This window comes from Rhodococcus olei (assembly GCF_039540555.1).
Taxonomy (GTDB): domain Bacteria; phylum Actinomycetota; class Actinomycetes; order Mycobacteriales; family Mycobacteriaceae; genus Rhodococcus_G; species Rhodococcus_G olei.
The window spans coordinates 26,823-46,945 of record NZ_BAABFB010000078.1; the positions used below are offsets into that span (position 1 = coordinate 26,823).

Consider the following 20,123-nt stretch of genomic DNA (forward strand, 5'->3'; position numbering starts at 1 on the left):
GATGAGGAAGGAACCGACGATGCCCAACGAGGAACCGATGACACAGGAACGCCGCGAAGCATTCTGGAGGCAGCACGGGTGGAGCCCGGAGCTACCGGAGGACCAGCGCAAGAAGATCGAGGACTACTGGAGCGACACGGAGATCCAGGAGGCCGAAGCCCTCGGCTTCTGATCAACGGCCAGCAGATCACCCCAACCGCTGAGCACACACTCTCCGATGCCGCGCGCGAGCGATTCACCACGGCAGGGATGTCGGCACCGACACTCTACGAGCTGGCCCCGTCCGACTCCGACATCTACCGCGCCCAGATACTCGAGCTAACCGAAAAGAACCCCTACGCTGCGTCCGTGCATGTCTACGACGAGAACGAATACCGCCAAATGCGTCTTCTGGTGACCGATGACGGAAAAGCCGGCGTCGCACTCAAGGACGACGAGATCGTGTCCGCGTTCGCCCACAAGGACTGCGCGCACCCGAAGTCCGTGCAGTCGATGCTCTGCCAGGCCACCGCGCTCGGCGGCCGCCGCCTGGACTGCTTCGACACCGTCCTGCCCAAGCTCTACGCCCAGGCAGGGTTCGTGCCCGTCGCGCGGTTGAAGTGGAACGACGACTACGCCCCCGACGGCTGGGACTACGACACCTTCCGTGAGTACAACAACGGCCGTCCCGATGTGGTGTTCATGGCATACGACCCCGATCACGTCGGAGGCACGTACACCCGAGGGGCGGGGGAGAACATCGACGACTACGACGACGGAATCACCCGTGCCCGGCAGTACCGGCCGCGCTGATACGGAAGGCCGTGGATCAAATCCGTCCCCATCGCGGCAAAGGCCCACTCCCGACTTACGAGTCGGCTGGTTTTACGCCCAGGAGCGCACGGTGTTCCTCGAGCAGGTGCACACGAGCCATCCGAACGAGACGAAGTAGGCCTTGCTCACGCTGCTCGCCCTCTTTTCGAAATCGGTTCCTCGACTGTGAGATTCGCGAGAACTCCAAGAGCGCCGCGATTGAGGCTGGCACCGACTACCGGCGCACATGTCTGAATCAGTCCGCGATCTTCATGGTCCGCCAGGCAAGTCCTCCGTGCAGTATCTCGGTTATCCGACTGCCGCGAACATTCCCGCTTATTCGAGGTCTACGCGCGAGCCGACGAGGCGACGATTCGGAGGGCCCGCGGACGGGCTGTGCTGAAGAGCCTGTTCCTGATCCTCATGGGGCAGAACCGGGAGCGGGGCCTTCCAGGGGGAAGCCGAGATGGGGCTGGCAGGCCGCGCCGCACTCGATCGGGTTCTCTCCTGGTGACGAACGGGTCACCTGCCGGGCATCGCCGACATCAGCATCTGCAGCGCGATCGGTCGCATGCCCTGAGATGACGCGGGGAGTGCATCTCTGTGCCTGGTCCGGGCCGTGTGCGGCACTCCGGCCGTTGGAAAGATGGGGTAAGATGAGAGAAGATGGAGGAGGACATGAGACGGTCGATCGCGGAGCGTGCCGAGCAGATCGCCGCCGCCGCCCACGTAGGGCAGGTCGACAAGGCCGGCCAGCCCTACATCACCCACCCCGCCCGCGTCGCAGCACGTGTAGCCGGCGACGAGAACGCCGTCGCGGCCGCCTGGCTGCACGACGTTGTCGAAGACACCGCGGTCACGCTCGCGGACCTCGAGGAATCCTTCCCGGCCGAGGTGACCACCGCGGTCGATGCGCTGACCCGTCGCCGCGGCGAGGCCCCGGCCGACTACTACGCCCGCGTGCGGACGGTGCCGCTCGCGCTGACGGTCAAGCTCGCGGACATGGCCGACAACAGCGACCCGCAGCGCCTGGCCAAGCTCGACGCCGCCACCCGAGACCGCCTGATCGCCAAGTACGCCCGTGCGCGGGCCGAACTGACCGCCGGTGTGTAGGGCCGAGGACGAAGGCGGCCGCAGATGCACCGATCACCGACGACAGAAGGCGAAGTCGATCGAGGACCTGCGCCCCGACCCGTTACCGGACCGGCCCGACGTCGACTGGGCCACCGACCCGGCCAGCACCCCGCGCCAGCTCTACGCCGACTATCCGACCCACGTCGCAGCCCTGGTCGTCGACACGATGGCCACCGCGAAGCAGCAGGAGGCCGCGATGACCGCTGACGTGCTCGCCGCGCTCCCTGCCGATGCTCGGATGCACGGACTCGCGTTCCGGATGAAAAGCCCGGCCTCGCTCGCCCGCAAGCTGGGTGACCGTGTCAAGGCCGCGCCGTTCGCCCCACCGGAGCGGATCGTCGAAAAGATCACCGACGTCGTCCGCTACACCGCGATCGCGCGCCCCGAGCAGGTCGTCCACACGGCCCGCACGATGGCCGCGCGGCTGGCCGATCGCGGCTGGACGATCATCGAGGCCGAACAGTCCTACCTCGACGGCAACCAGTACAAGGGCCTGCACATGCTCGACCGCCACCCCGACGGGCTGGTCGCCGAGTTCCAGTTCCACACCGACCAATCGCAGCAGGTCAAGGACGACACCCACCTCGACTACGAAACCGCCCGCGACACCAGCGTTCCCGCCACCGAGCGCGCCGCGCTGATCGAGAAGATGACCGCCCGCTGGGCCGATGTTCCCACCCCGCCCGGGCTCGCGGACCTGACCGAACTCGGCGGCTGCCCGGTCACACCGAAGACCTACGCACCACGCAAGATCACTCGCGGAAGGGACGCACAATGAGCCTCTACACCGTCAGCTACCTCGGCCAGGACCAGTGGCTCGCCTACGAGGACACCCAGGCCGCCCGGATCTACGCCTACGTCCCGAACCTCGGCCGATTCGTCCTGCACCGCCAGCTCGGCCAGGACTTCTACTGGGACAACGAACTCGACTGGACCCCGGTCGACGCCGCCGCCGGCCACGCACTCGTCGACGCCGGGGTACTCGGCAAGCTCGACGGCCGCCGGCACAGCGACCTGCTCGACGAGCTGATCGCCGAACCCGACTGCCGCACCGTCGACGAGGTGTTCGGCGCCCAGCCCGTCCCCGAACGGACACCCACCCCGCAGGAGTTCGCCGCGGCCAAGGTCAACGCCCTGGCCAGCGCCGAACCGGGAAAGTGGGTCACCTACAAGGTCTACGGCCAGGACAAACGCCGCCTGGCCAGCGTCGCCGCCCGCGACCTGCGCACCGGCAAGATCGCCGCGGTCCGTAAGTCCGGCCTGCACATCGACTCCCGAGTCACCCCGACCGCCGACGGTCGCCTCGCCGTGGAGATCGCCCGGACCGCATAGAGGCTCGGCGAAGTGCAGACCGACCGAGCCCTCCTGGCTGCCCGCATCCGCGAAGCGCACCGGCTTCCCTCGTTCACCACCGGTGTCGTCGACGACATCACGAGCACCGTGGTGGCCGAAGCGCTCGTGACCGAGAACGTCACCCTCACGGTCACGATCACCTCCCGACGGTTCGCCGTCGGGCCGGGGCGATGGGATCCGGCCGCCGCCGGAACCGTGGTGACGGTGACTGTCGCGAGCGCCGACAGCGAGTCAGGTGCTCGCCGGCACGTGGAATCGCACGAGCCGGAGGCGTGGGCTCGGGCGGTGTTCGCCGAGTTCGACGACGATGCCCAGCGGATTTACTTGCTCGGCGGCATCGACCCGGACACCGGACGTCCCGAGCACGGCCTGGTCGCCTACCGCCTCTACCTCGACGAGGACGCGACGCCGATCCGGGTTCCTCCGCAGTTGGTCGGCACGCCCCATTACTGGATCGGATCTCTGCACTGAGTCGGATGCGCGCGGGGCTGAGGCGTGTGTACGAGACGGAGGGGACGTGTCATCGCCGCATGTCAGAAGGGGTGCGTGTGGGCGACCACGGCCATTCTTCTGATCAGGGACGTCGGGTGGCCGGTCGGCCAGGTGCCCTGTTTGACGGTCGCATACCGGCCGGTTCTGCGATGATTCCTCTGATGGGCGAGAACTCTCGATCTGTAGGGAGACTCGGCGCCCGGCCGGTGCACGGTCGGGCGAACCCCCGACGGTGAGGGACGCGATGCGATCCGGACGGCCCGCCCTCGTGGTCGGGGTCTTCGTCGTTCTCCTCGGCGTCGCACTCTTCGCCGTCAACCGCGGACGGATCGAATTCAGCGCGGTCGCAACCGTGTGCGGCCTGCTGCTGTCCGCGGTGGGTCTCTACCTGTCCCGCCACCCGGTGGCGGTGGTACCGCGGACCCAGCAGCGTGAATATGCCGTCGAAAGGCTGGCCGAGTCGGTGCGTCTCCAGTGGGAGGAGGAAGCGAAGATCCGGGGTCTGGCCGACCCGGATCCGATGCCCGTGCGCTGGACACTCACCAGGCACGACGTGTCCGACCATCCCCACCACGTCTTCCACGGCCGACCGGGATTCGAGGGCAGCAGCGATCGCATCGACGACCTGACCGAACGGTTCGACACCCTGCAACGCCGACGGCTGGTGATCCTCGGCGGGCCCGGCTCCGGCAAGACCACCCTGGCCGTGCAGCTGCTCCTGCGGCTCCTCCAGGTCCGCGCACCGACGGATCCGGTTCCGGTGCTGCTGACCGCGACCAGCTGGAACACCACCGCCCATCCGCGCATGCAGGACTGGCTCGCCCTCCGCCTGAACGAGGACTACCCGGCCCTGCGCGCGATCGACCGGGCCATGCCCGAAGAACTCGTCACCAATCGCATGGTGGTGCCGGTGATCGACGGGCTCGACGAACTCGACCCGGACCACCGGGCAGCGCTTCTCAGCGCGCTGAACGAATCCCTTGGAACCACCGATCCGCTGGTGCTGACCAGTCGCACCGACGAATACGTCGCCGCCGTCGACAACGCGGATGTGCTCACCGCCGCCGCGGTCATCGAGGCCCGACCTCTCACCGCGCGCGATGCCGCGGACTATCTCGAGGATTGTCTTCCGCCCCGGCGGCGCCCCGGGTGGAACGAGGCACTCGAACAGCTGCGCTCTGACGGCGATACACCCTTGGCCCAGACATGCGCGACCCCGCTCGGGTTGTGGCTGCTGCGCACCGTGCACATCGAGAACAAGACCGATCCCACCCCGCTGGTCGATCCGGCCCGCTACCCGGACGCGGACACCATCAAGGCGCACCTCTTCGACGAGCTGATCCCAGCAGTCATCACCAAACGGCGCCCGGTGCGCGACGGATCCGATCCACTGCGCCCGCGCCGCGACTGGGAACCCGACGCGACCCGGCGATGGCTGACCTACCTGGCGCTTCAGCTCCGCGGCGAGCGCGACCTGCGCTGGTGGCAGCTCCCGGCGTTCCTCCCGCGCCGAGTCGCAACAACGTTGGTCGGGCTGGTGGCCGGGCTGGTGTTCGGGTGGGTGTTCATGATGGCGCTGCCGGTGTTCCCGGTGGCGGGGCTGGTGGTCGGGCTGGTGGTCGGGCTGGTGGTCGGGCTGGCGTACGGAAACAGAATCCACAGGACGCTGCCAGAGCCTGCATATGCCAATTTTCGGCTCCGCGGCCGCGGCCGCGGACTTGCCCGGGATCTGGTGGTCGGGCTGGCCTATGGGCTGGCGTTGGGGTTGGTGTTGGGGCTGGCGTACGGACTGGCGGAGGAACTGACGGATGGACCTGCGTTCGGCCCGGCGTTCGGGCTGGCGTTCGGGCTGACGTTCGGGCTGGCGTTCGGGGTGGCGAGTTGGGTGCGGTCGCCGGCAAGCAACGACCGATCTCGAACCCCGACATCGACCTACCGGGATTCCCGCAACCTCCTCGCCCTGACTGTGCTGACGACCGCGCTGACGTTCGTGCTGGCGGTCGTACTGGTGATCGGACTGATAACCGTGCTGCCGGTCGGGCTGACGCTCGGGCTTTCGGTCGGGGCGGTGGTCGGGCTGGTGGTCGTGCTGGTGGTCGGGATGGCACGAAACCCTGCTTGGTTCGCGTTCGTCCTTTCATCCCGATGGCTGGCGTTGAGGGGCAAGTTGCCGAGACGGCTGATGGGATTTCTCGACGATGCCCACCGGCTCGGCCTGCTGCGGACCGTCGGAGGGGTCTATCAGTTCCGACACGCCGAACTTCAAGACCATCTCGCAAGATCCGGGGATTGATACCAATCCTCACAAGGGGCGATGAGCCTGTCGGTTCGCCCCAATCTGCAATTTTCGAGCGCCCCGTAACGACTGTGCAGTCGACGAAGGTCAGGATGGGTTGTCAGTGGTGGGCGCAGGTGTCGGGGCGACGACACCAACTGCGTTGATTCCCCTACGGATCAAGCGGGGTCAGGCGCTGGTGTTGTACGCCGCGCGGGGCGGCGGTGATGGCGTCGAGGACCGGGCCAGCGGTGGTGTGTGCGATGTTCATCGGCGGCGCCCACTGTGCGATAACGGCCGCCTCGGCATCGGCCGGGGCCGGGTGCAGGCACCACGTCAGCCGCAGGTGGGTGTGCATCCACGCGGTCAGACGGATCTCGTCCTCATCGGCGAGGACGACGCGGTCGGTGCGCCGGGTCTGGTAGCCCTCGGTGTCGAGGAGCAGCCCGGCGAGGGTGCGGCGCAGATTCTTCGCGAGACCGACGTAGAGCAGCCGCACACCCGGCTCGGTGGGATGCGCGGGGCCGGGGAGATGCGCGAACACGTCGGGAGCCGCCCACCACGCGTACAGGCCGGACGCGGCCGGCAACGCGGACAGGTCGTCGAGTGCGTGGCTGGTGGCGCTGAGCGCGGTGACGGTCCCGGCCGGATCGAGCGCATCCGGCGGGGGTGAGGTCTGCATGGCCGACAGTGTGCCGCGTGCGGCCGACAACTCGGATTCGCCGGTGGCAGGTGGGGGTCGTTCGGCACTTGGCCCGAGTCTCTGCGGCCCCGTTGATGGTCCGGGTCGGCAAGGGACGGGATGCCAGGGACCTCACCGCAGCGGCCGATGACAAGATCCTCTGGTGAACAGGGTGGAATGGATCCTCACGGTCGTCGCAGCACTAGCGTTCGTCTCCGGATGGTGGGCGCTGTGGCGGACTCGTCCGAGCGTGCAGTTCCGGCCGGCCAAGGACGGGCTGTCGGTGTGGTTCCGGGTTTCGGTCGGTGCCGCCGTGGTTGCAGTGGTCGCGCTGGTCGTCCTGGTCGTCATGGGCATCTGGAAGGAATGGCTGATTACTCGCTACGGCGGAGTTCTCGGTCCGCTCGGGGCGATCGTTGCGGCCGCGATTGCGTCGGCCGGCGCCGCGAGATTGGCGATAGCGCAGACGAGAAACGCCGACAGAACTCGCGCCGAGGACGCGGAGAAGGACCTCTGGACTCGTTTCGAGGGGGCAGCCAAACAACTTGCAGACGAGGACCACTTCATGATTCGCGTGGCCGGGGTGTACGCCTTCGTCGGACTGGCCGGTGACTGGCTGCGGCATCACGAACGCCGGAAAGCCCTCGGCATCGGCAGATCGACTGTGCGCGGCGAGTGCGAAACGATCACCGACACCCTCTGCGCATACCTGCGTCAGAACACACACAAGAAGGGCCCGGAAGAGGACCAAGCCGGCGAGAAGGTGGTGAACGAGGCGATCATTGCCCAGTTTCGCGCCCACCTCGGACTTGAGGGCCCGAACCGAAACGGAATCAGTGTCGAGAAGGGCGCATGGGCCGACCTCGGGATCGAACTGGACCTACATGGCGCTGAGCTTTCGCGGTCGTACCTCGACCGGATGGACCTGAAGAAGGCTGTCCTCGCGCGAGCAGACCTGCACAACGCGGACTTGAGGGGAGCGCATCTCGACGACGCCAACCTACAGAGAGCGGACCTGCGAGACGCGGACCTGAGGGAAGCGCATCTCGACGGCGCCAACCTGCACGGCGCGGACCTGCGAGACGCGGACCTGACGGGCGCCTCTGTGAAAGACACGATCTTCGAGCACATCAAATACGACGACACGACGAAATGGCCGAACGACACGTTCGTTCCACCAGCGAACGCCACGGACTGGACAGAACCACGAGAAGACGACGATCAGATCAGCAACGACGGATCGGAGTCAGTGCCGTCCAAGTAGATCGACTTCGTCGGCGGTCTTGTCGTCGCGCAGACCCTTCCAGCTCGGGTGACGCAGACTTCCGCCGGTGTACTCGCGGTACTCGACGTCCCCGACCAGCCTTGGCTCCACGTAGTGCGCGCCGCGGGCGTCGCGTGCCGGCGCGGCGGTGGCGAGTGGGCTGGTGGGGCGCTCGATCTGCGTGAGCTGCTGCCGGAGCGCTCGTCGGTCGGCGGTGGTGAATCCGGTTCCGACGTGGCCGATGTAGACCAGGCGGTGATCGTCGTCGTAGGCACCGAGGAGCAGTGAACCGACCCAGTCGCGGGCGATGCCGGTGCCGTCGACCCAGCCGGTGCCGTCGACCCAGCCGATGACGATGGCCTCGGTGTTGTTCCGGATCGGGGTCTTGATCCAGGCGAACGACGGCCGGCCCCTGTCGTCGAGGGCGACGACCTCACCGTCCACGATGCCGTCTCGGCCCCTGAACGCGCCGGAGAGCGCTTCGGCCAGTTCGGGGAAGGAGTTGGTGGCCTCGTTGCCGTTGCGGCTGAGCAGGCGGCACTCACCGTCTCGGACGGTGGCGATCACGCGCTGTCCGTCCCACTTCCACTCAACAGCCCAACCGGGGCCTGACGGCACCTCACCGAGCGTGGCCAGCATCGGTGTGGGGTGCAGGCGTTGGCGATCAGATCGCGCAGTTCCTGCCCGGCCGCGTTGAGCTGGCTGGTGCCCTGCGCGTGGACGACGGCACCACACTGTTGGCGTCAGACACGCAGGGGTGGCAGGCGCGGTGCAGTTGCGGGTTGGCAGTGCCGCTGATGTTCGAGCGGGTAGCCGATTCCGACTGCGATCTGGCGCTTCACCAGGTGTACGACCCTGATGGCGGTCCGGCACCATATTCGGTTGAGGAGAGCTGCAACACTGAGTGGCTCGATCACGTCCGGCCGCATGTGGGCATCCTGGCGATCCGGCAAGCCGTCGAGGATCGGCGAGCCGCCGACGCGCCTCGACCACGCAGTAGCGGCAGCCCGAGCGGAAGGCTCCTCCTTGGCGGAGATCGGCGACGCAGTCGGCATGAGTCGGCAATCCGCCCACGAGCGGTGGCGGTGAATTGAGCCGGGGGAACAGTCTCAGCCCGACGAGGTGCCCAGTAGTTGGATTCGACTATTCTCCGTTGCGCCCGGCTGTCGCCGAGTGGGATGCGGTGGGCGTCAGGCTCGGACGTGCGCGAAGGCCCGTGAGCGGCTCGCCATAGAGTGAAGCCCTCGCCACCGCATGCCGTGTACAGGCAGCCGCGGCGGCCGACGAGCCACCGCCCTCAAGGCGATCTCTCATACATCAACGGCCCACAGCGCGCGTACGTCAGGAGCAGCAGTGACAAAAGCCAAGGCGCCCGCCACGAACCAGGCGGCCTCGGCTCTTGCTCGGCTGTCCGCTGCGCAGTCTGAGGAGTTTGCCCGGACCCGTCAGCGGCTGGTCATCCACGACTACCTGCCCCAGACCTTTCACGACGGCGCCGCCGAGGCAAGTAAGTGCGAGTGGAGCTCGCACATCGCCGCCAGCCTCACCGCCGAGGAGGCTGGCGCGCTCGCCTGGGTGCTCATCGACGAGATGATGCAGGTCCGCTTCGGCCCCGCCATCAGCCTGTACGACACGTGGCGCAAGCACACACTCGCAGGAACCAAGATCCCGCCAACGGAAAAGGAGACCGTCGCCTCGTTCGTCGAGCCGGTCTTCGGGCTGCCGAAAAAGCCGAAGAGCGAGGACCACCTGTACGGCCATGTCGGTGAGTGGCTGTGGCACCTGCTCACCAAGGACAACGCAGCCGTCCGCGTTCAACCCGACCCGAAGGGTGACGTCACCGACGCTGGCGGAGACGGGTTCTCCATCTACGTGAACCCCACGGGCGCGCTGCGATTCCGGCTGTGGGAGAGCAAGAAGAACACCGGGTCCGGATCGCTATCGACCAGCCTCAACAAGGCCTACAAACAGATCGCTGACTCCGGCCAGCGTTACGTCGCGAAAATCGTCGGAACCTTCACGTCGGGCTCGTACGACAACGAGATGCTCACCTTCATCGCCCGGGTGCCCGCCGCATGGACCCAAGGCGACGAGCTAGTCGGCGCCGGGGTGACGCTCGCGACCCACCAGCCGCTGCCGGTGAAGCCGTTCAAGAAGATGAGCGAGAATCTGCCGTTGCTGGACAAACCAGGTCAGCTACGCGGCCTGGCTACCAGCATCAGCTGCTACGACGAGCTCGCCAAAACTGTACGGAGGTTCGCGTGGACCGCGCTCTAGCCGCCGAGCACCTCAACGCCGCGTTCGGCGACGACCAACTCACCGAGCTCCCCACCGTCACCGAGCTCACTGAATTCATCGCTGAACTCGAGATCGAGCTCGTCCGCGGCCTCACTGACACCGGATTCCGTGCCGACCTCACAGCACTGAGACGCACTGCCTGGTATCTGCACGGGATCGCTTCCACCGCCGAGGGATTCCGGTACCCGCTTGAGCAGCGCCGCCGCGCGTTCGCTGTCAGCGCCCACGTCCACGATCTCCTCCTCGAGGATCCAGCCGAAACAGGCCGCGAGCGAATGGCGACTGCGTTCGCAGCGCAAGTCGGCTACCACCGCGCCGACGAGAGCCCCAACGCTGGCGCCATCTACCGCAAGATGCGCGACGCCGTGGTCGAGCCAGCCAGTTTCACCGACAGCGCAGATGTCGCCCTCCGGGCCGGAATTCTGTTCCTCGGCCTCGACATGGCCACCCTCAACCGGCGGCTACGTACCTGGGCGGCCGCCGCCGCCGCGCTGACCCGTGGTACCGAGCTCGAAAGCCTCGACGGCACCATGTTCGGCCCGACCCAGCGGCTCCTGCGTGGCGTCGCCGACCTCGTCCAGTACCTGCGCGAAGGCAGCCCCGGCGCGCTCGAAACCGCCCGTGGACACCTGCGCCTCGTCGTCGACTACGAAGTTGGCCTCAGCGACCTCGATACCCGTTGGGTAGCTGGGCACCTCCTCGCCCTCGCCGACGGACTCGTCGACAGCAGTATCTGGGCAGTCCTCCCACCCGACCTCCCCGCAGCCGTCAAGCAGGCGTTCACCCTCGACCAGCAGCCCATCTTGACGCTGTGGCCGCCACAGCGCAGCCTCGTCGCCCACCCGACGATGAGCCCCCTCGACCCCGCAACCTCTAGGCTGCTCGTCTCCGTCCCGACCAGCGCCGGCAAGACGCTGCTCGCACAGCTCATCATTTGCGCGCACACCGCACGCGATGACCGCGACGTCTGCTACGTGACCCCGCTGCGCAGCCTCGGCCGGGAGATGCGACAAGGACTGCGGCCCCGCCTGCGCTACCTTGACCGGCGCCTCGGCGCAGACCTCCCCGACGGCTTCGGTGCCCAGGACCTCTTTGGCGACGACACCACCGACGGCGGAGACGGCACCGGTCGGCTGCCGCAGGTCGAGGTCATGACACCCGAGCGACTCATGAACGCTCTGCGGCAGAACCCACAGGAAGTCCTGAGCCGGTTCAGCCTGTTCATCATCGACGAAGTCCACCTCATCGCCGAGTCCGGCGGCCGGGGACTGCTGCTCGAAGGACTGCTGTCGCTGCTCGACGCCAGTGGCGCACGACTCATCCTCCTCTCCGGCGTGATGGGCAACGCCGCATCCCTCGCCGCATGGACCGCCACTGGACAGGCAGAAGTGCTGTTCACCGACGAGTGGAGAGCACCACGACGGCTGCACGTCCTCCTGGGCACCGAGAAGATCGAGGAGAGCCGCACCGACATCCCAGCTCGCCACCGCGGAGGTATAGACAAGACCCGATACGACCTGCGTGCCCACCTCGCGGTCCGCCCCACCAGTGCCACGGCGCGGCACCTGGAGACCAGCAAAGAGACCCCCATTGGTCAGCTTGTCATCGGCCCCGACAACAGGCGCATCACCGGGAAGGGCAACACCTCCACCGCCTACTCGACAACCGCCAAGACAGCCACATTGCTGCTCCGCGCCGGCAGTCTCCTCATGGTCGTCTCCCACCGAGCCACCGCACGCGACGCCGCGAAGGTCATGGCCGACGAGCTTGAGGAAGACCCGCGCTCCCAAGGCCTTGCCGACGCCCTCGCTGCACGCCTCGGCGACGACCATCCCCTCGTCGGCACAGTCCGCAAGGGCGTGGCCTACCACCACGCCGGGTTGCCCGTCGAAGTACAAGAAGCCGTCGAAGACGGGATCCGCAGCGAGACAATCAAGGCCGTCGTCGCAACCAGCACCCTCACCGACGGTGTGAACCTGCCCGTTCGCACCGTCGTCATCGCAACCACGGAGTACGACGGTCAGGACCCAGCCTTCCGGATGACTGCCGCCCAACTCCTCAACGCCGTCGGCCGAGCAGGCCGAGCCGGTAAGGAGTCCGAAGGCTGGATCGTGCTGGCCCTTCAGAAGGCACTGACCGGCAGCGACTTCGACCGGCTAACCCCCGGCCCTGACGAACTTGAAGTTCGCTCGACCGTAGCCAAACCGGCCGCTCTCGAAGCTCTCGTCGAAGCCGAGGCGCTGGTGGCGCAGACACAGGACGCGATACTGCGGCTGACCCCCGACCAGGAGACCGGAGGGTTCGTCAACTACGTCTGGTTCATTCTCCACGTCCTGGAGCACGTGCCCGACCTCGCGAACACCAGGACCTGGCGCGAAGTCGTGGAACGCCTGTTCGCGTTCACCCAGCTCCCCGAAGACCTCAAGGAGCGGTGGCTGGCACTCGCCGAACTCGTCGCAAGTCAGTACGAGCAGACACCACCCGCGTCACGTCGACGCTGGGCACAAGCCGGAACCAGCCTGGCGTCAGCCGCCGCGATCGAGACGATCGCCGAGGAACTCGCCGACCATGTGCAACAACTTGGTGGCCCCGATGAGCAAACACTCGAGGAAACACTCGACGTCCTCACCAGCCAGGCCGTGTACAGCCGTCTCTTGAAACTGCCAGAAGCACGGAAGTACTTGCGCTTCCGAAAGTCACCCAGAGGCGCGGACATCGAGGTCGACGCTGACGCCGTGATTCGTGACTGGATCGCAGGACGAACACTCACCGAACTAGCCAACACCCACCTCACCGAGGTGACGAACCGGGCGTTCCGACTTGAGCAAATGGTCGACGGCATCAGCGAAGGAGTACAGCACTACCTGTCCTGGACTGTCGGTCTCATCATCGTCCAAGCGAACGACATCCTTCTGTCGCGACTCAGCCCAGTGCAGCTGTTCGCCAGCACTGCCGCCCATCTGCGTTACGGCGTAGATACTCCCCTCTCTATCGATCTGCTCGTCCGAGATGTGAAGTCCCGGACGCTGGCGCAGCACCTGGGGCGCGTGGCTGGGGATGCCGGGCTGGATGAAGAAGGCTTGCGCGAGTACTTGAGCGAGCAGCACATTCAGGGGTGGCGCGCCATCCTCGGAGCGACTCCGACGGATGTTCTTGACCTGCTCCAGTACGTCCAGGGTAGAGACCGACACAAGCTGGCCGAGATGATGGCAACCGGTGCTGTCACCGCTCAGTCTCGGCTTGAGGGCGACGAGCAAGTCGCCCCGGTACCCGTGACCGTGGTCGCGTCGACCACCGGTGATGAGCTGAGGATCCTGGCCGAAGATGGCTCCGTTCTCGGGTTGATTGTGGCGCGTGATCATGCCGGCGTCGCCGCGGTGCTCGACAGCGGCCTGCTACTCGACTTCAGCCTTCAGGGCACCACTGTGACGATCACTCGCGCCACAGCGGGTCAACTCAGTTTCCTGTAACCCTTCGTGGATATTCGGAACGTGCGAGCTGGGCCGTCGGTCGAACCACCGCTGGTCGCGGCGTACGGGCCTGTGATCTGGCGTGATGGCATGTCCCGGCGGGGGCTGCGGTGTGGGGCCGGCTCCGGCGGTCGTGGTTGTGGTGGCGCGCGCTGGGCGTGAGCCGTGCCGAGGTTCGGGCAGGCGGGGGTGCCCCGTCGCAGGGCTGGTCGTTGGGTCGGCGGTCGGTGTCGCGTCGGGTCGTCGATCGGTGCGCCGCCCGCCGGGTGGGTATCGCGATGCAGGGCCCTGCGTCGTGGGGCGGCCCCTTGGGCTTCCCCTCGGATCGTGGAGGGTTCCTTATGCTGCGGCCGGTTGGTCTGCGGCGATCCTCTCGTAGTCGGCGGGCGACTGCAATCCCGCGGCGCTGTGCCGTCGACGGGTGTTGTAAAAGTCCAGACACCAACCCACGACCACCTGCCGGGCCTGGTCGCGGGTGGTGAAGTGGTGCCGGGACAGAACCTCGTGCTCGAGGGTGGAAAAGAATGCCTCCGCGGCGGCGTTGTCGAAGCATGATCCGACCCGGCCCATCGACTGGCGTAGCCCGAGATGCCCGCACAGATCGGTGAAACTCTTTGCCGTGTAGGTCGATCCGCGGTCCGTGTGAAACACGACCCCGTCGATCGCCGCCCGGCCGCCGCGCACCGCGCCCGCAATCTTGATCGCATCGCCCGCCAACCGCGCGTCCGGGTGCACACTGGTCGGGTAGGCCAGCAACGTGCGGGAGAACGGATCGATCACGATCGCCAGGTAGAGCTTGCCCTCGTCGGTGGGGATCTCGGTGAGATCGCCGCACCACGTGACGTTCGGCGCCGGGGCGGTGAAATCCCGGTTGAGCAGGTCCGGGAACGTCGGCGCCGCTGCCGGTCGGTCGGCTCACGATCGACCGACTTGTACAGCCAGGAGACGGACACGCCCAGCAGCAGGCAGCAGAACGCGTGTGGCACCCCGTGCATGGTTCTCTGGTCAGCGACGAAACGGGCCACGCTCACCTCGTCGCCTCCTTCACCCACAGAAACCACCGATCGCTTTGAAACGTCGCGCTCCGTCCGCAGCTCGGCGTTCTCCTGGCGCAGGCGTGTGAGCTCCGCGACCTCGTCGCCCGACAAGGCCCGCGTGCCGTCACGATCGGCGCGCTCCTTCGCGACCCAGTTGCCGAGGGTGCCCCGCGTTGACGCCCAGGTCGCGGGCCACCTGTGCAATCGATTTCCCGGTCTCCTGCACGATCCGGACCGCCCCCTCACGGAACTCCGGATCGAACTTCCGACGTGTCTCTGGCATGACTACCTCTCATAGCGCATGCCTCCACGGTTTTGGGGGAAGTTCAGGAAACGTCTCGTTCGAGGGTTGTCGGACGCGGCACTTGTCAGCGTCCGGTCGGATATGTCGGACGGGTGTGACGATCGGGTCCGTGGGGGCCGGTGGGGACTTTGCTTGGCCCTGTTCTACGGTTTTGAGGGTGCGGTGTCGGTCTCGTAGTTGATGTTTCCCTTGTGCTTGGTGGACGAGCGGTGTATCAGCGTGCCGCTGGTGTGGTCGTCGACGAGGAGTGCGACCGTGTCGATTTCGGCGGTGAGCGGGTGGTCGAACGTGGCGCGGGCGTTTATCGCGCAGATCGACTCGGATTCCGGCGCCGGGTACAGGGCGGCGATGACCGTCGCCGGCGTGAATCGGCCCCCGAGCTCGTTGCCGTCGGTCCGACCGTTCCACCATCGCTGCAGTGCTTGGTCCTGGGCGCGCTCGCGGGTGACTTCGACGTCCATGATGGTGAATCGTTGGTAGCCTGCCGCGCCGAGTTGTCGCAGCAGTCCTTCCCCGAGTCCGGGCCAGCTGAACGTGCCCTCGATGACGATGTTCTCGTCGCGGGCGATGCACATGTCCTGGAGTGCGTCGAGGATCTTCGTGGATTCGGTGTGCACCAGTGTTGCCAGTTCGCGGGGCATCACTGTCCCGCCGTCCGGCAGTGGCGTGTCGAGGATGGCGCGGTAGGGGCCGGATTCGAGTGCGTCGCGGATCGGGTGGTCCTTGACGTGGTCGGCGTCGAGGACGCGCCAGCCCTGGCCCCCGAGACCGTTCTTCTGGATGTTCGTCGACTTGCCGGCGCCGGGCACCCCGGCTGTCGCGATGGCGCAGAACTGGCCGCCGAGGATGACGTCGTTCTGTTCCGCGAGGTAGGAGTCGATGATCGCGTCGACGGTGCGACGCCGCCGGGGGTCTGCGCCGTGGAGGCGGTGGGTGGCGGTGGCGCCGTTCTTGTCGAGGATGCCGCCGCCGGCGCACATGCGCTCGTGTGCGGTGGCGGTCGCCGTTCGTGGGTCGGCTGCCACTACGTGCGCCCGGCCGCGCGCCGGGCTTCGGCGGTCGAGGCGAACAGGTGCTGGTAGTCGGTGTCCGAGATCAGGTCCCCGGCCCGTTCGATCTGGTCCCATTCGCCCGGGCTCACAAGCTGGCACAGTCGGTCGGCCGGACCGGTGTCTGCTGGGGCAACGCGTAGGACGAATCATTCTGGGCCACAATGAAAGTCGAGTTCTTCAACCGATTCTTGTGGCCGACGAAGCGGCACGCTGGGGTCGCTGTCGGCGACTGGATCGTACGGGTCTACAACCGGCGTCGGTGTCACTCGGCGATCGGGATGATCAGTCCGGTCGAGTTCGAGGGGTAGTTTGCTCGGGCGGCGGAAGCCGCTTGACCCTGTGTCCGCTGGACGGGGTCAACCTCAGCGGTCATCGAATCGACCACTGACGCCCCAGGGAAGTACCCGTTCCCGCTCAAGCTGTCGGATCTCGTCCCCGCGTCGTAGCGACGTGTTGAAGGCCCGAACCCGGATTGGGTGCGGGCCTTCAACGTGATGGAGTACGAGTTGGGAAGAGTCGACCGCTACGGTTGAATAGCCCGGGAGCGGGTTCGGCTGCCGCACTGGGGGAGTCGATGCTGACGACATCATTCAGGGGGACCAATACCGTGACAGATCCGATCCAACCACCGACGGGTGTTCCGCCGAATCCCGGAGCAGCTCCGTGTCCCGGCTCGGCAGCCGGATACGTTCCTGTTGCGCCGCCAGTGTGGGTGCAGCCCGTCGCGCCGCAGCCGCCGGCTGCGGGCGGCCCGCTGACCGTCGGCGCCATCGGCGGCGCGCTGGCCGGCGCCTTGGCCGGGTTCATCCTTGGCTGGTTCCTCGTGACCGTGGGGCTCGAGCAGAACGGCGACGACTTCAGTGACGTCGACGGCGGCAAGCTCATCTCGATTCTGATGATGTTCGCGGTGGTCAGTGCCGTGATCGGTGCCGGCGTCGGTCTGATGGTCGGCACCATCGTGTGGACCAACCGGAAGAACCGCTTCCGGGCGCAATACGGTCTGCCGCAGCACGGTCTGCCGCAGCCGTGGCAGGTGGGTCCGCCGGCCCCACAGCAGTACATGCCTGCGCGGCAGCAATACGCGCAGGCGACGGCGCAGCCTCCGCAGGCACCGCCGGCCGAATCGCACGAGCGCTAGCCCGCCGTGACTCCGCGGATGTCGGTACCGAGAATGCCCCTGCACCTGGGTCGGTGTAGGGGCATTCTTGTGGGTTGACCTGCACAGATGACACGTCCCACGGCCTCGCTGCCACATTCGGGCTAGTCACCCAACCTAAAAGTTGGGTAGTATGGATTCATGGCGAACGCGATGAGGAAGAAGACCCACCAGCACCCGGTGCGCAGGACCGCCCTGGTCCGGTCACCGCGTGTGGCGGCCGATGATCCGCTCTCGGCGCAGCGAGTGCGGTACCTGGCCGACGAGTTCGGGGGCGCGCAGCTGGCGGCGATCGTCGGGGTGAACAAGTCGCAGCCCAGCCGGTGGATCAAGGGTGACGAGCGGCCCGGTCCTGGCGCTGCGCCGTTGTTGATCGACCTCGAGCACGTGCTCGCTCGCGCCCGGCTGGTGTGGGGGGAGACGGCGGCCCGGACGTGGCTCGAGAGTGCGAACGTCTACCTCGACGGCGGTCGGCCGATCGACGTGCTCCAGCTGTCGGGTCCGGCGCCGGTCCTCGAGGCTCTCGACGCCGAGACGTGGGGCGGGGCCGCCTGAGTGCTCGTCTACCGCATCTTCCCGCACCTGCCGTCCGCCGGCCCCGGTCAGCCGGGGCACCCGCTCTACGAACACCGCCCGCAGCGCGGCGGCCGGATCGACCACCCGGACTATCACGTCTGGTACGTCTCGCGCCTGGCCGAGGCCGCGTGCGGGGAGAGCTTCGGCAACCTCGCCCGGTGGGAGGAGTCGATGCTCGACTTCCCCGCCGTCCCCGGCGCACGCCGCGCACTCGGTGTGTTCGAGCTTCCCGACGACCTGCGCGTGCTCGACCTCGACGACCCGGCCCAGTTGGTGCGGCTGAGGCTGCGGCCGACTCAGGTCGTGACCCGCAACCTCACCGTCACCCAGGGGTGGGGGCATCGGATCTGGTTGGAAACCGGGCCGCATGGTGGTGAGCGGGCGTGGCAGGCGGTCTCGTGGTGGTCCTTCCACCGGCCGCAGTGGTCGGTGCTGGCGAGTTGGCTGCGCCCGGACCTCGTCCGTGTGGAGGACCTGGACTTGGATCACCCCGCGATCCTCGACGCCGCGAAGGCACTGCACCGCGTCATCTCCTGACGCCGCCCTCAACACCGAGGGCCCGCACCAGGATTCGGTGCGGGCCCTCGGTGTTGAGGGGTGTGTTGTCAGCTGGCGAAGATCTGACCGAGGTCCGGGAGGCCCCCGGCGGGCGGTGCGACGTTGGGGACGGTGACGACGGTGGACGCCTGCTGCACGGTGTACGCGGTGGTGGCCGGCATGCCTGCTAGGTAGTCGGCGATGCCGGGGTAGTCCGAGACCCACATGGTCGTGGTGCCGGCGTCGTTGCGGCTGCACGAGGCGAGGGCGACGTAGGAGCCGTCGGGGACGTCGGTCACCGTCTGTGTCACCGAGCCGGGCGCGACCTCGCCGTTTGTGTACAGCGTCTGACCGGCGCGGAGGATGTCCTCGACCGGCGGCAGGACCCCGCCCGGTGCAAGCCCGAGGCCAGTGCCACAGAACAGCGTCGAGTGGGAGTTGTTGGTGATCGTGTTGGTCACCGTCGATCCGTTCACCGTGTAGGCGAAGGTGACGTCACCTGCGGCGGTGGCGGATGCCAGGGCCGGGGTGATGGCGGCCAGCGGAATCGACGCTGCCGCAACGAGTGCGGCGCGGGCGGTCAATCGCATGTAGGTGTCCTCCAACGTGTGTGCCGATACGAACAAACCGGACAGTATCGGCGTCCGCCGGCGGCGAGCGTGAAACCACGACGCTCGGCGCGGCGTCGCGTACGACGACCCGGAGTTCGTCCGGATCGTCTACCGATCGCGGTGGTGGCCCCGTGTCCTCGGCTACCGCAGCCAGGTCCCCGCTCCCGGTCGCCGCGACAGCGCCCGTGACTACGCCGAGCGGTGCCGGCTCGCTGTGTGCGAGCCCCTCGGATCGCAAGCCGATGTGCTGACCGTCGACGGTGGGATCGAGTGGTGGGGCGACGGATATCCGAGCCTCAGCCTCTCACCCGAGCACGCCGGAAGTAAGCGAACCGCGGACCCGGCCACCCTCGATGCACGGATGATCAACGCCCGGTCGGAGACGATCACACAGAAGCCGGCATTCAAGGCGGCCGCATGAGCCGGAACACAACTGTGGGGCGCGGTTTGATCAACCGAAACATTGGAACGCTCGGGCCTTCTGCAAGTTCTGGGAGCGCCAGCTGTTGACGCGCGGTGATGTCACATGCCACCTCGAGGCCGGCGCGCTGGGCCCTACCAGCATTCGGTGGGTGGTGGTGTTGCGGGTGGGGTGGGTGTGGTGTGGGCGTAGTTGTGCGGCATGGGGATATCACGGTGGCTGCATCGGGAATTATGTTGGTGTGCAATTTGTTTGGGAGTTTATTTGTGTAGATGATGATTTCGGATGTTTTGATCCTATTTTTCCTAGAGATGACGTATTGCATTGGGAGCATTGATTATTCAGCTTTAGTCGGCTTGGTGCCGTGTTGCCTGCGTCGGGATGGTGGGGTACCATGGGGGCATGACATCGGGACGGGTTGAGAGTGACGTGGCGGGCTGGACCTCGGCGCGCGCAGCGCGTCCCGGGCTCTCGTTCGGGTCTGGTGGTGTTGCGGTGGTGACGATGAAATATGTTGGTGAGACGGTAGTTTCGAGTTCGAGGGGAGCGCAGCGACCCGCTCGGCGGCAGCATGACTGGAGCACCGTCGAGCCGCGCAGCGGCTCCCTGGCGGGGAGCGCAGCGACCCGCCCCGTCTCCCGACGCGGAGCGTCGGGAGGAGCGCCGCGG

The 20,123-nt window shown here is 67.0% G+C and carries 19 protein-coding genes and 1 pseudogene; 14 read left to right on the top strand and 6 right to left on the bottom strand.

Going from position 1 to position 20,123, the window contains the following annotated elements; genetic code table 11:
- Positions 1 to 19 precede the first annotated feature (19 nt).
- The 7 genes from ABD951_RS27770 to ABD951_RS27800 all read left to right on the top strand — a co-directional run bounded on the left by ABD951_RS27770 (position 20) and on the right by ABD951_RS27800 (position 6,064).
- Complete coding sequence (locus tag ABD951_RS27770) at positions 20 to 172, top strand: hypothetical protein (RefSeq protein ID WP_345353371.1); 153 nt, start codon at positions 20 to 22, stop codon at positions 170 to 172.
- Between the two features lie 77 nt (positions 173 to 249).
- Positions 250 to 792 (top strand): hypothetical protein, encoded by a 543-nt coding sequence (locus tag ABD951_RS27775; protein ID WP_345353373.1) that lies wholly within the window; start codon positions 250 to 252, stop codon positions 790 to 792.
- A gap of 678 nt (positions 793 to 1,470) precedes the next feature.
- The gene (locus ABD951_RS27780; protein ID WP_345353375.1) at positions 1,471 to 1,905 is read left to right on the top strand and encodes an HD domain-containing protein; all 435 of its coding nucleotides are present in this window, start codon (positions 1,471 to 1,473) and stop codon (positions 1,903 to 1,905) included.
- Positions 1,898 to 2,704: a hypothetical protein gene (locus ABD951_RS27785; protein WP_345353377.1), complete on the top strand. Its 807-nt coding sequence runs from the start codon at positions 1,898 to 1,900 to the stop codon at positions 2,702 to 2,704. The genes ABD951_RS27780 and ABD951_RS27785 overlap by 8 nt, the downstream gene beginning before the upstream one ends.
- A complete protein-coding gene (locus ABD951_RS27790; protein WP_345353378.1) occupies positions 2,701 to 3,258 on the top strand; it encodes a hypothetical protein in 558 nt (185 codons plus the stop codon). Before ABD951_RS27785 ends, ABD951_RS27790 begins: the two co-directional genes overlap by 4 nt.
- A 12-nt stretch (positions 3,259 to 3,270) precedes the next feature.
- Positions 3,271 to 3,750 carry an N-formylglutamate amidohydrolase gene (locus ABD951_RS27795; RefSeq protein WP_345353380.1) on the top strand — a complete coding sequence of 160 codons (480 nt, stop codon included), beginning with the start codon at positions 3,271 to 3,273 and terminating at the stop codon, positions 3,748 to 3,750.
- A gap of 265 nt (positions 3,751 to 4,015) precedes the next feature.
- Positions 4,016 to 6,064, top strand: coding sequence for an NACHT domain-containing protein (locus ABD951_RS27800; protein ID WP_345353382.1), 2,049 nt, complete (start codon positions 4,016 to 4,018; stop codon positions 6,062 to 6,064).
- Positions 6,065 to 6,218: 154 nt separating this feature from the next.
- Here the strand turns inward: ABD951_RS27800 and ABD951_RS27805 are convergent, their stop codons facing one another.
- Complete coding sequence (locus ABD951_RS27805; protein ID WP_345353384.1) at positions 6,219 to 6,728, bottom strand: GIY-YIG nuclease family protein; 510 nt, start codon at positions 6,726 to 6,728, stop codon at positions 6,219 to 6,221.
- A 172-nt stretch (positions 6,729 to 6,900) separates the two neighbouring features.
- Here ABD951_RS27805 and ABD951_RS27810 point away from each other — a divergent pair, with 172 nt between their 5' ends.
- Positions 6,901 to 7,992: a pentapeptide repeat-containing protein gene (locus ABD951_RS27810; RefSeq protein WP_345353386.1), complete on the top strand. Its 1,092-nt coding sequence runs from the start codon at positions 6,901 to 6,903 to the stop codon at positions 7,990 to 7,992.
- On the opposite strand, the gene ABD951_RS27815 is transcribed toward ABD951_RS27810, so the two are convergent.
- Positions 7,975 to 8,631, bottom strand: coding sequence for an ATP dependent DNA ligase (locus tag ABD951_RS27815; protein ID WP_345353388.1), 657 nt, complete (start codon positions 8,629 to 8,631; stop codon positions 7,975 to 7,977). The genes ABD951_RS27810 and ABD951_RS27815 overlap by 18 nt on opposite strands.
- Positions 8,632 to 9,345: 714 nt before the next feature.
- Here ABD951_RS27815 and ABD951_RS27820 point away from each other — a divergent pair.
- Together ABD951_RS27820 and ABD951_RS27825 are read left to right on the top strand one after the other, a co-directional pair.
- Entirely contained in the window at positions 9,346 to 10,269 is a 924-nt protein-coding gene (locus ABD951_RS27820) for a hypothetical protein (RefSeq protein ID WP_345353390.1), read from the top strand.
- On the top strand, positions 10,254 to 13,760 hold the full coding sequence (locus ABD951_RS27825; protein ID WP_345353392.1) for a DEAD/DEAH box helicase: 3,507 nt from the start codon (positions 10,254 to 10,256) through the stop codon (positions 13,758 to 13,760). Before ABD951_RS27820 ends, ABD951_RS27825 begins: the two co-directional genes overlap by 16 nt.
- 339 nt (positions 13,761 to 14,099) lie before the next feature.
- On the opposite strand, the gene ABD951_RS27830 is transcribed toward ABD951_RS27825, so the two are convergent.
- The 3 genes from ABD951_RS27830 to ABD951_RS27835 all read right to left on the bottom strand — a co-directional run bounded on the left by ABD951_RS27830 (position 14,100) and on the right by ABD951_RS27835 (position 16,126).
- A complete protein-coding gene (locus ABD951_RS27830; RefSeq protein ID WP_345353408.1) occupies positions 14,100 to 14,639 on the bottom strand; it encodes an IS3 family transposase in 540 nt (179 codons plus the stop codon).
- Between the two features lie 282 nt (positions 14,640 to 14,921).
- Positions 14,922 to 15,080: a transposase gene (locus tag ABD951_RS28775; RefSeq protein ID WP_425569981.1), complete on the bottom strand. Its 159-nt coding sequence runs from the start codon at positions 15,078 to 15,080 to the stop codon at positions 14,922 to 14,924.
- Between the two features lie 164 nt (positions 15,081 to 15,244).
- The gene (locus tag ABD951_RS27835; RefSeq protein ID WP_345353394.1) at positions 15,245 to 16,126 is read right to left on the bottom strand and encodes a zeta toxin family protein; all 882 of its coding nucleotides are present in this window, start codon (positions 16,124 to 16,126) and stop codon (positions 15,245 to 15,247) included.
- Between the two features lie 119 nt (positions 16,127 to 16,245).
- On the opposite strand from ABD951_RS27835, the pseudogene ABD951_RS27840 reads away from it, so the two are divergent.
- The 4 genes and pseudogenes from ABD951_RS27840 to ABD951_RS27855 form a co-directional block, all read left to right on the top strand.
- A pseudogene (locus ABD951_RS27840) lies at positions 16,246 to 16,455 on the top strand (integrase core domain-containing protein); the annotation flags it as partial.
- A 404-nt stretch (positions 16,456 to 16,859) separates the two neighbouring features.
- Positions 16,860 to 17,291 (top strand): hypothetical protein, encoded by a 432-nt coding sequence (locus tag ABD951_RS27845; RefSeq protein WP_345353396.1) that lies wholly within the window; start codon positions 16,860 to 16,862, stop codon positions 17,289 to 17,291.
- 159 nt (positions 17,292 to 17,450) lie between these two features.
- On the top strand, positions 17,451 to 17,864 hold the full coding sequence (locus tag ABD951_RS27850) for an antitoxin Xre/MbcA/ParS toxin-binding domain-containing protein (RefSeq protein ID WP_345353398.1): 414 nt from the start codon (positions 17,451 to 17,453) through the stop codon (positions 17,862 to 17,864).
- Entirely contained in the window at positions 17,865 to 18,422 is a 558-nt protein-coding gene (locus ABD951_RS27855; protein ID WP_345353400.1) for an RES domain-containing protein, read from the top strand.
- Positions 18,423 to 18,490: 68 nt separating this feature from the next.
- On the opposite strand, the gene ABD951_RS27860 is transcribed toward ABD951_RS27855, so the two are convergent.
- On the bottom strand, positions 18,491 to 19,012 hold the full coding sequence (locus tag ABD951_RS27860; protein WP_345353402.1) for a hypothetical protein: 522 nt from the start codon (positions 19,010 to 19,012) through the stop codon (positions 18,491 to 18,493).
- Between the last annotated feature and the right edge of the window lie 1,111 nt (positions 19,013 to 20,123).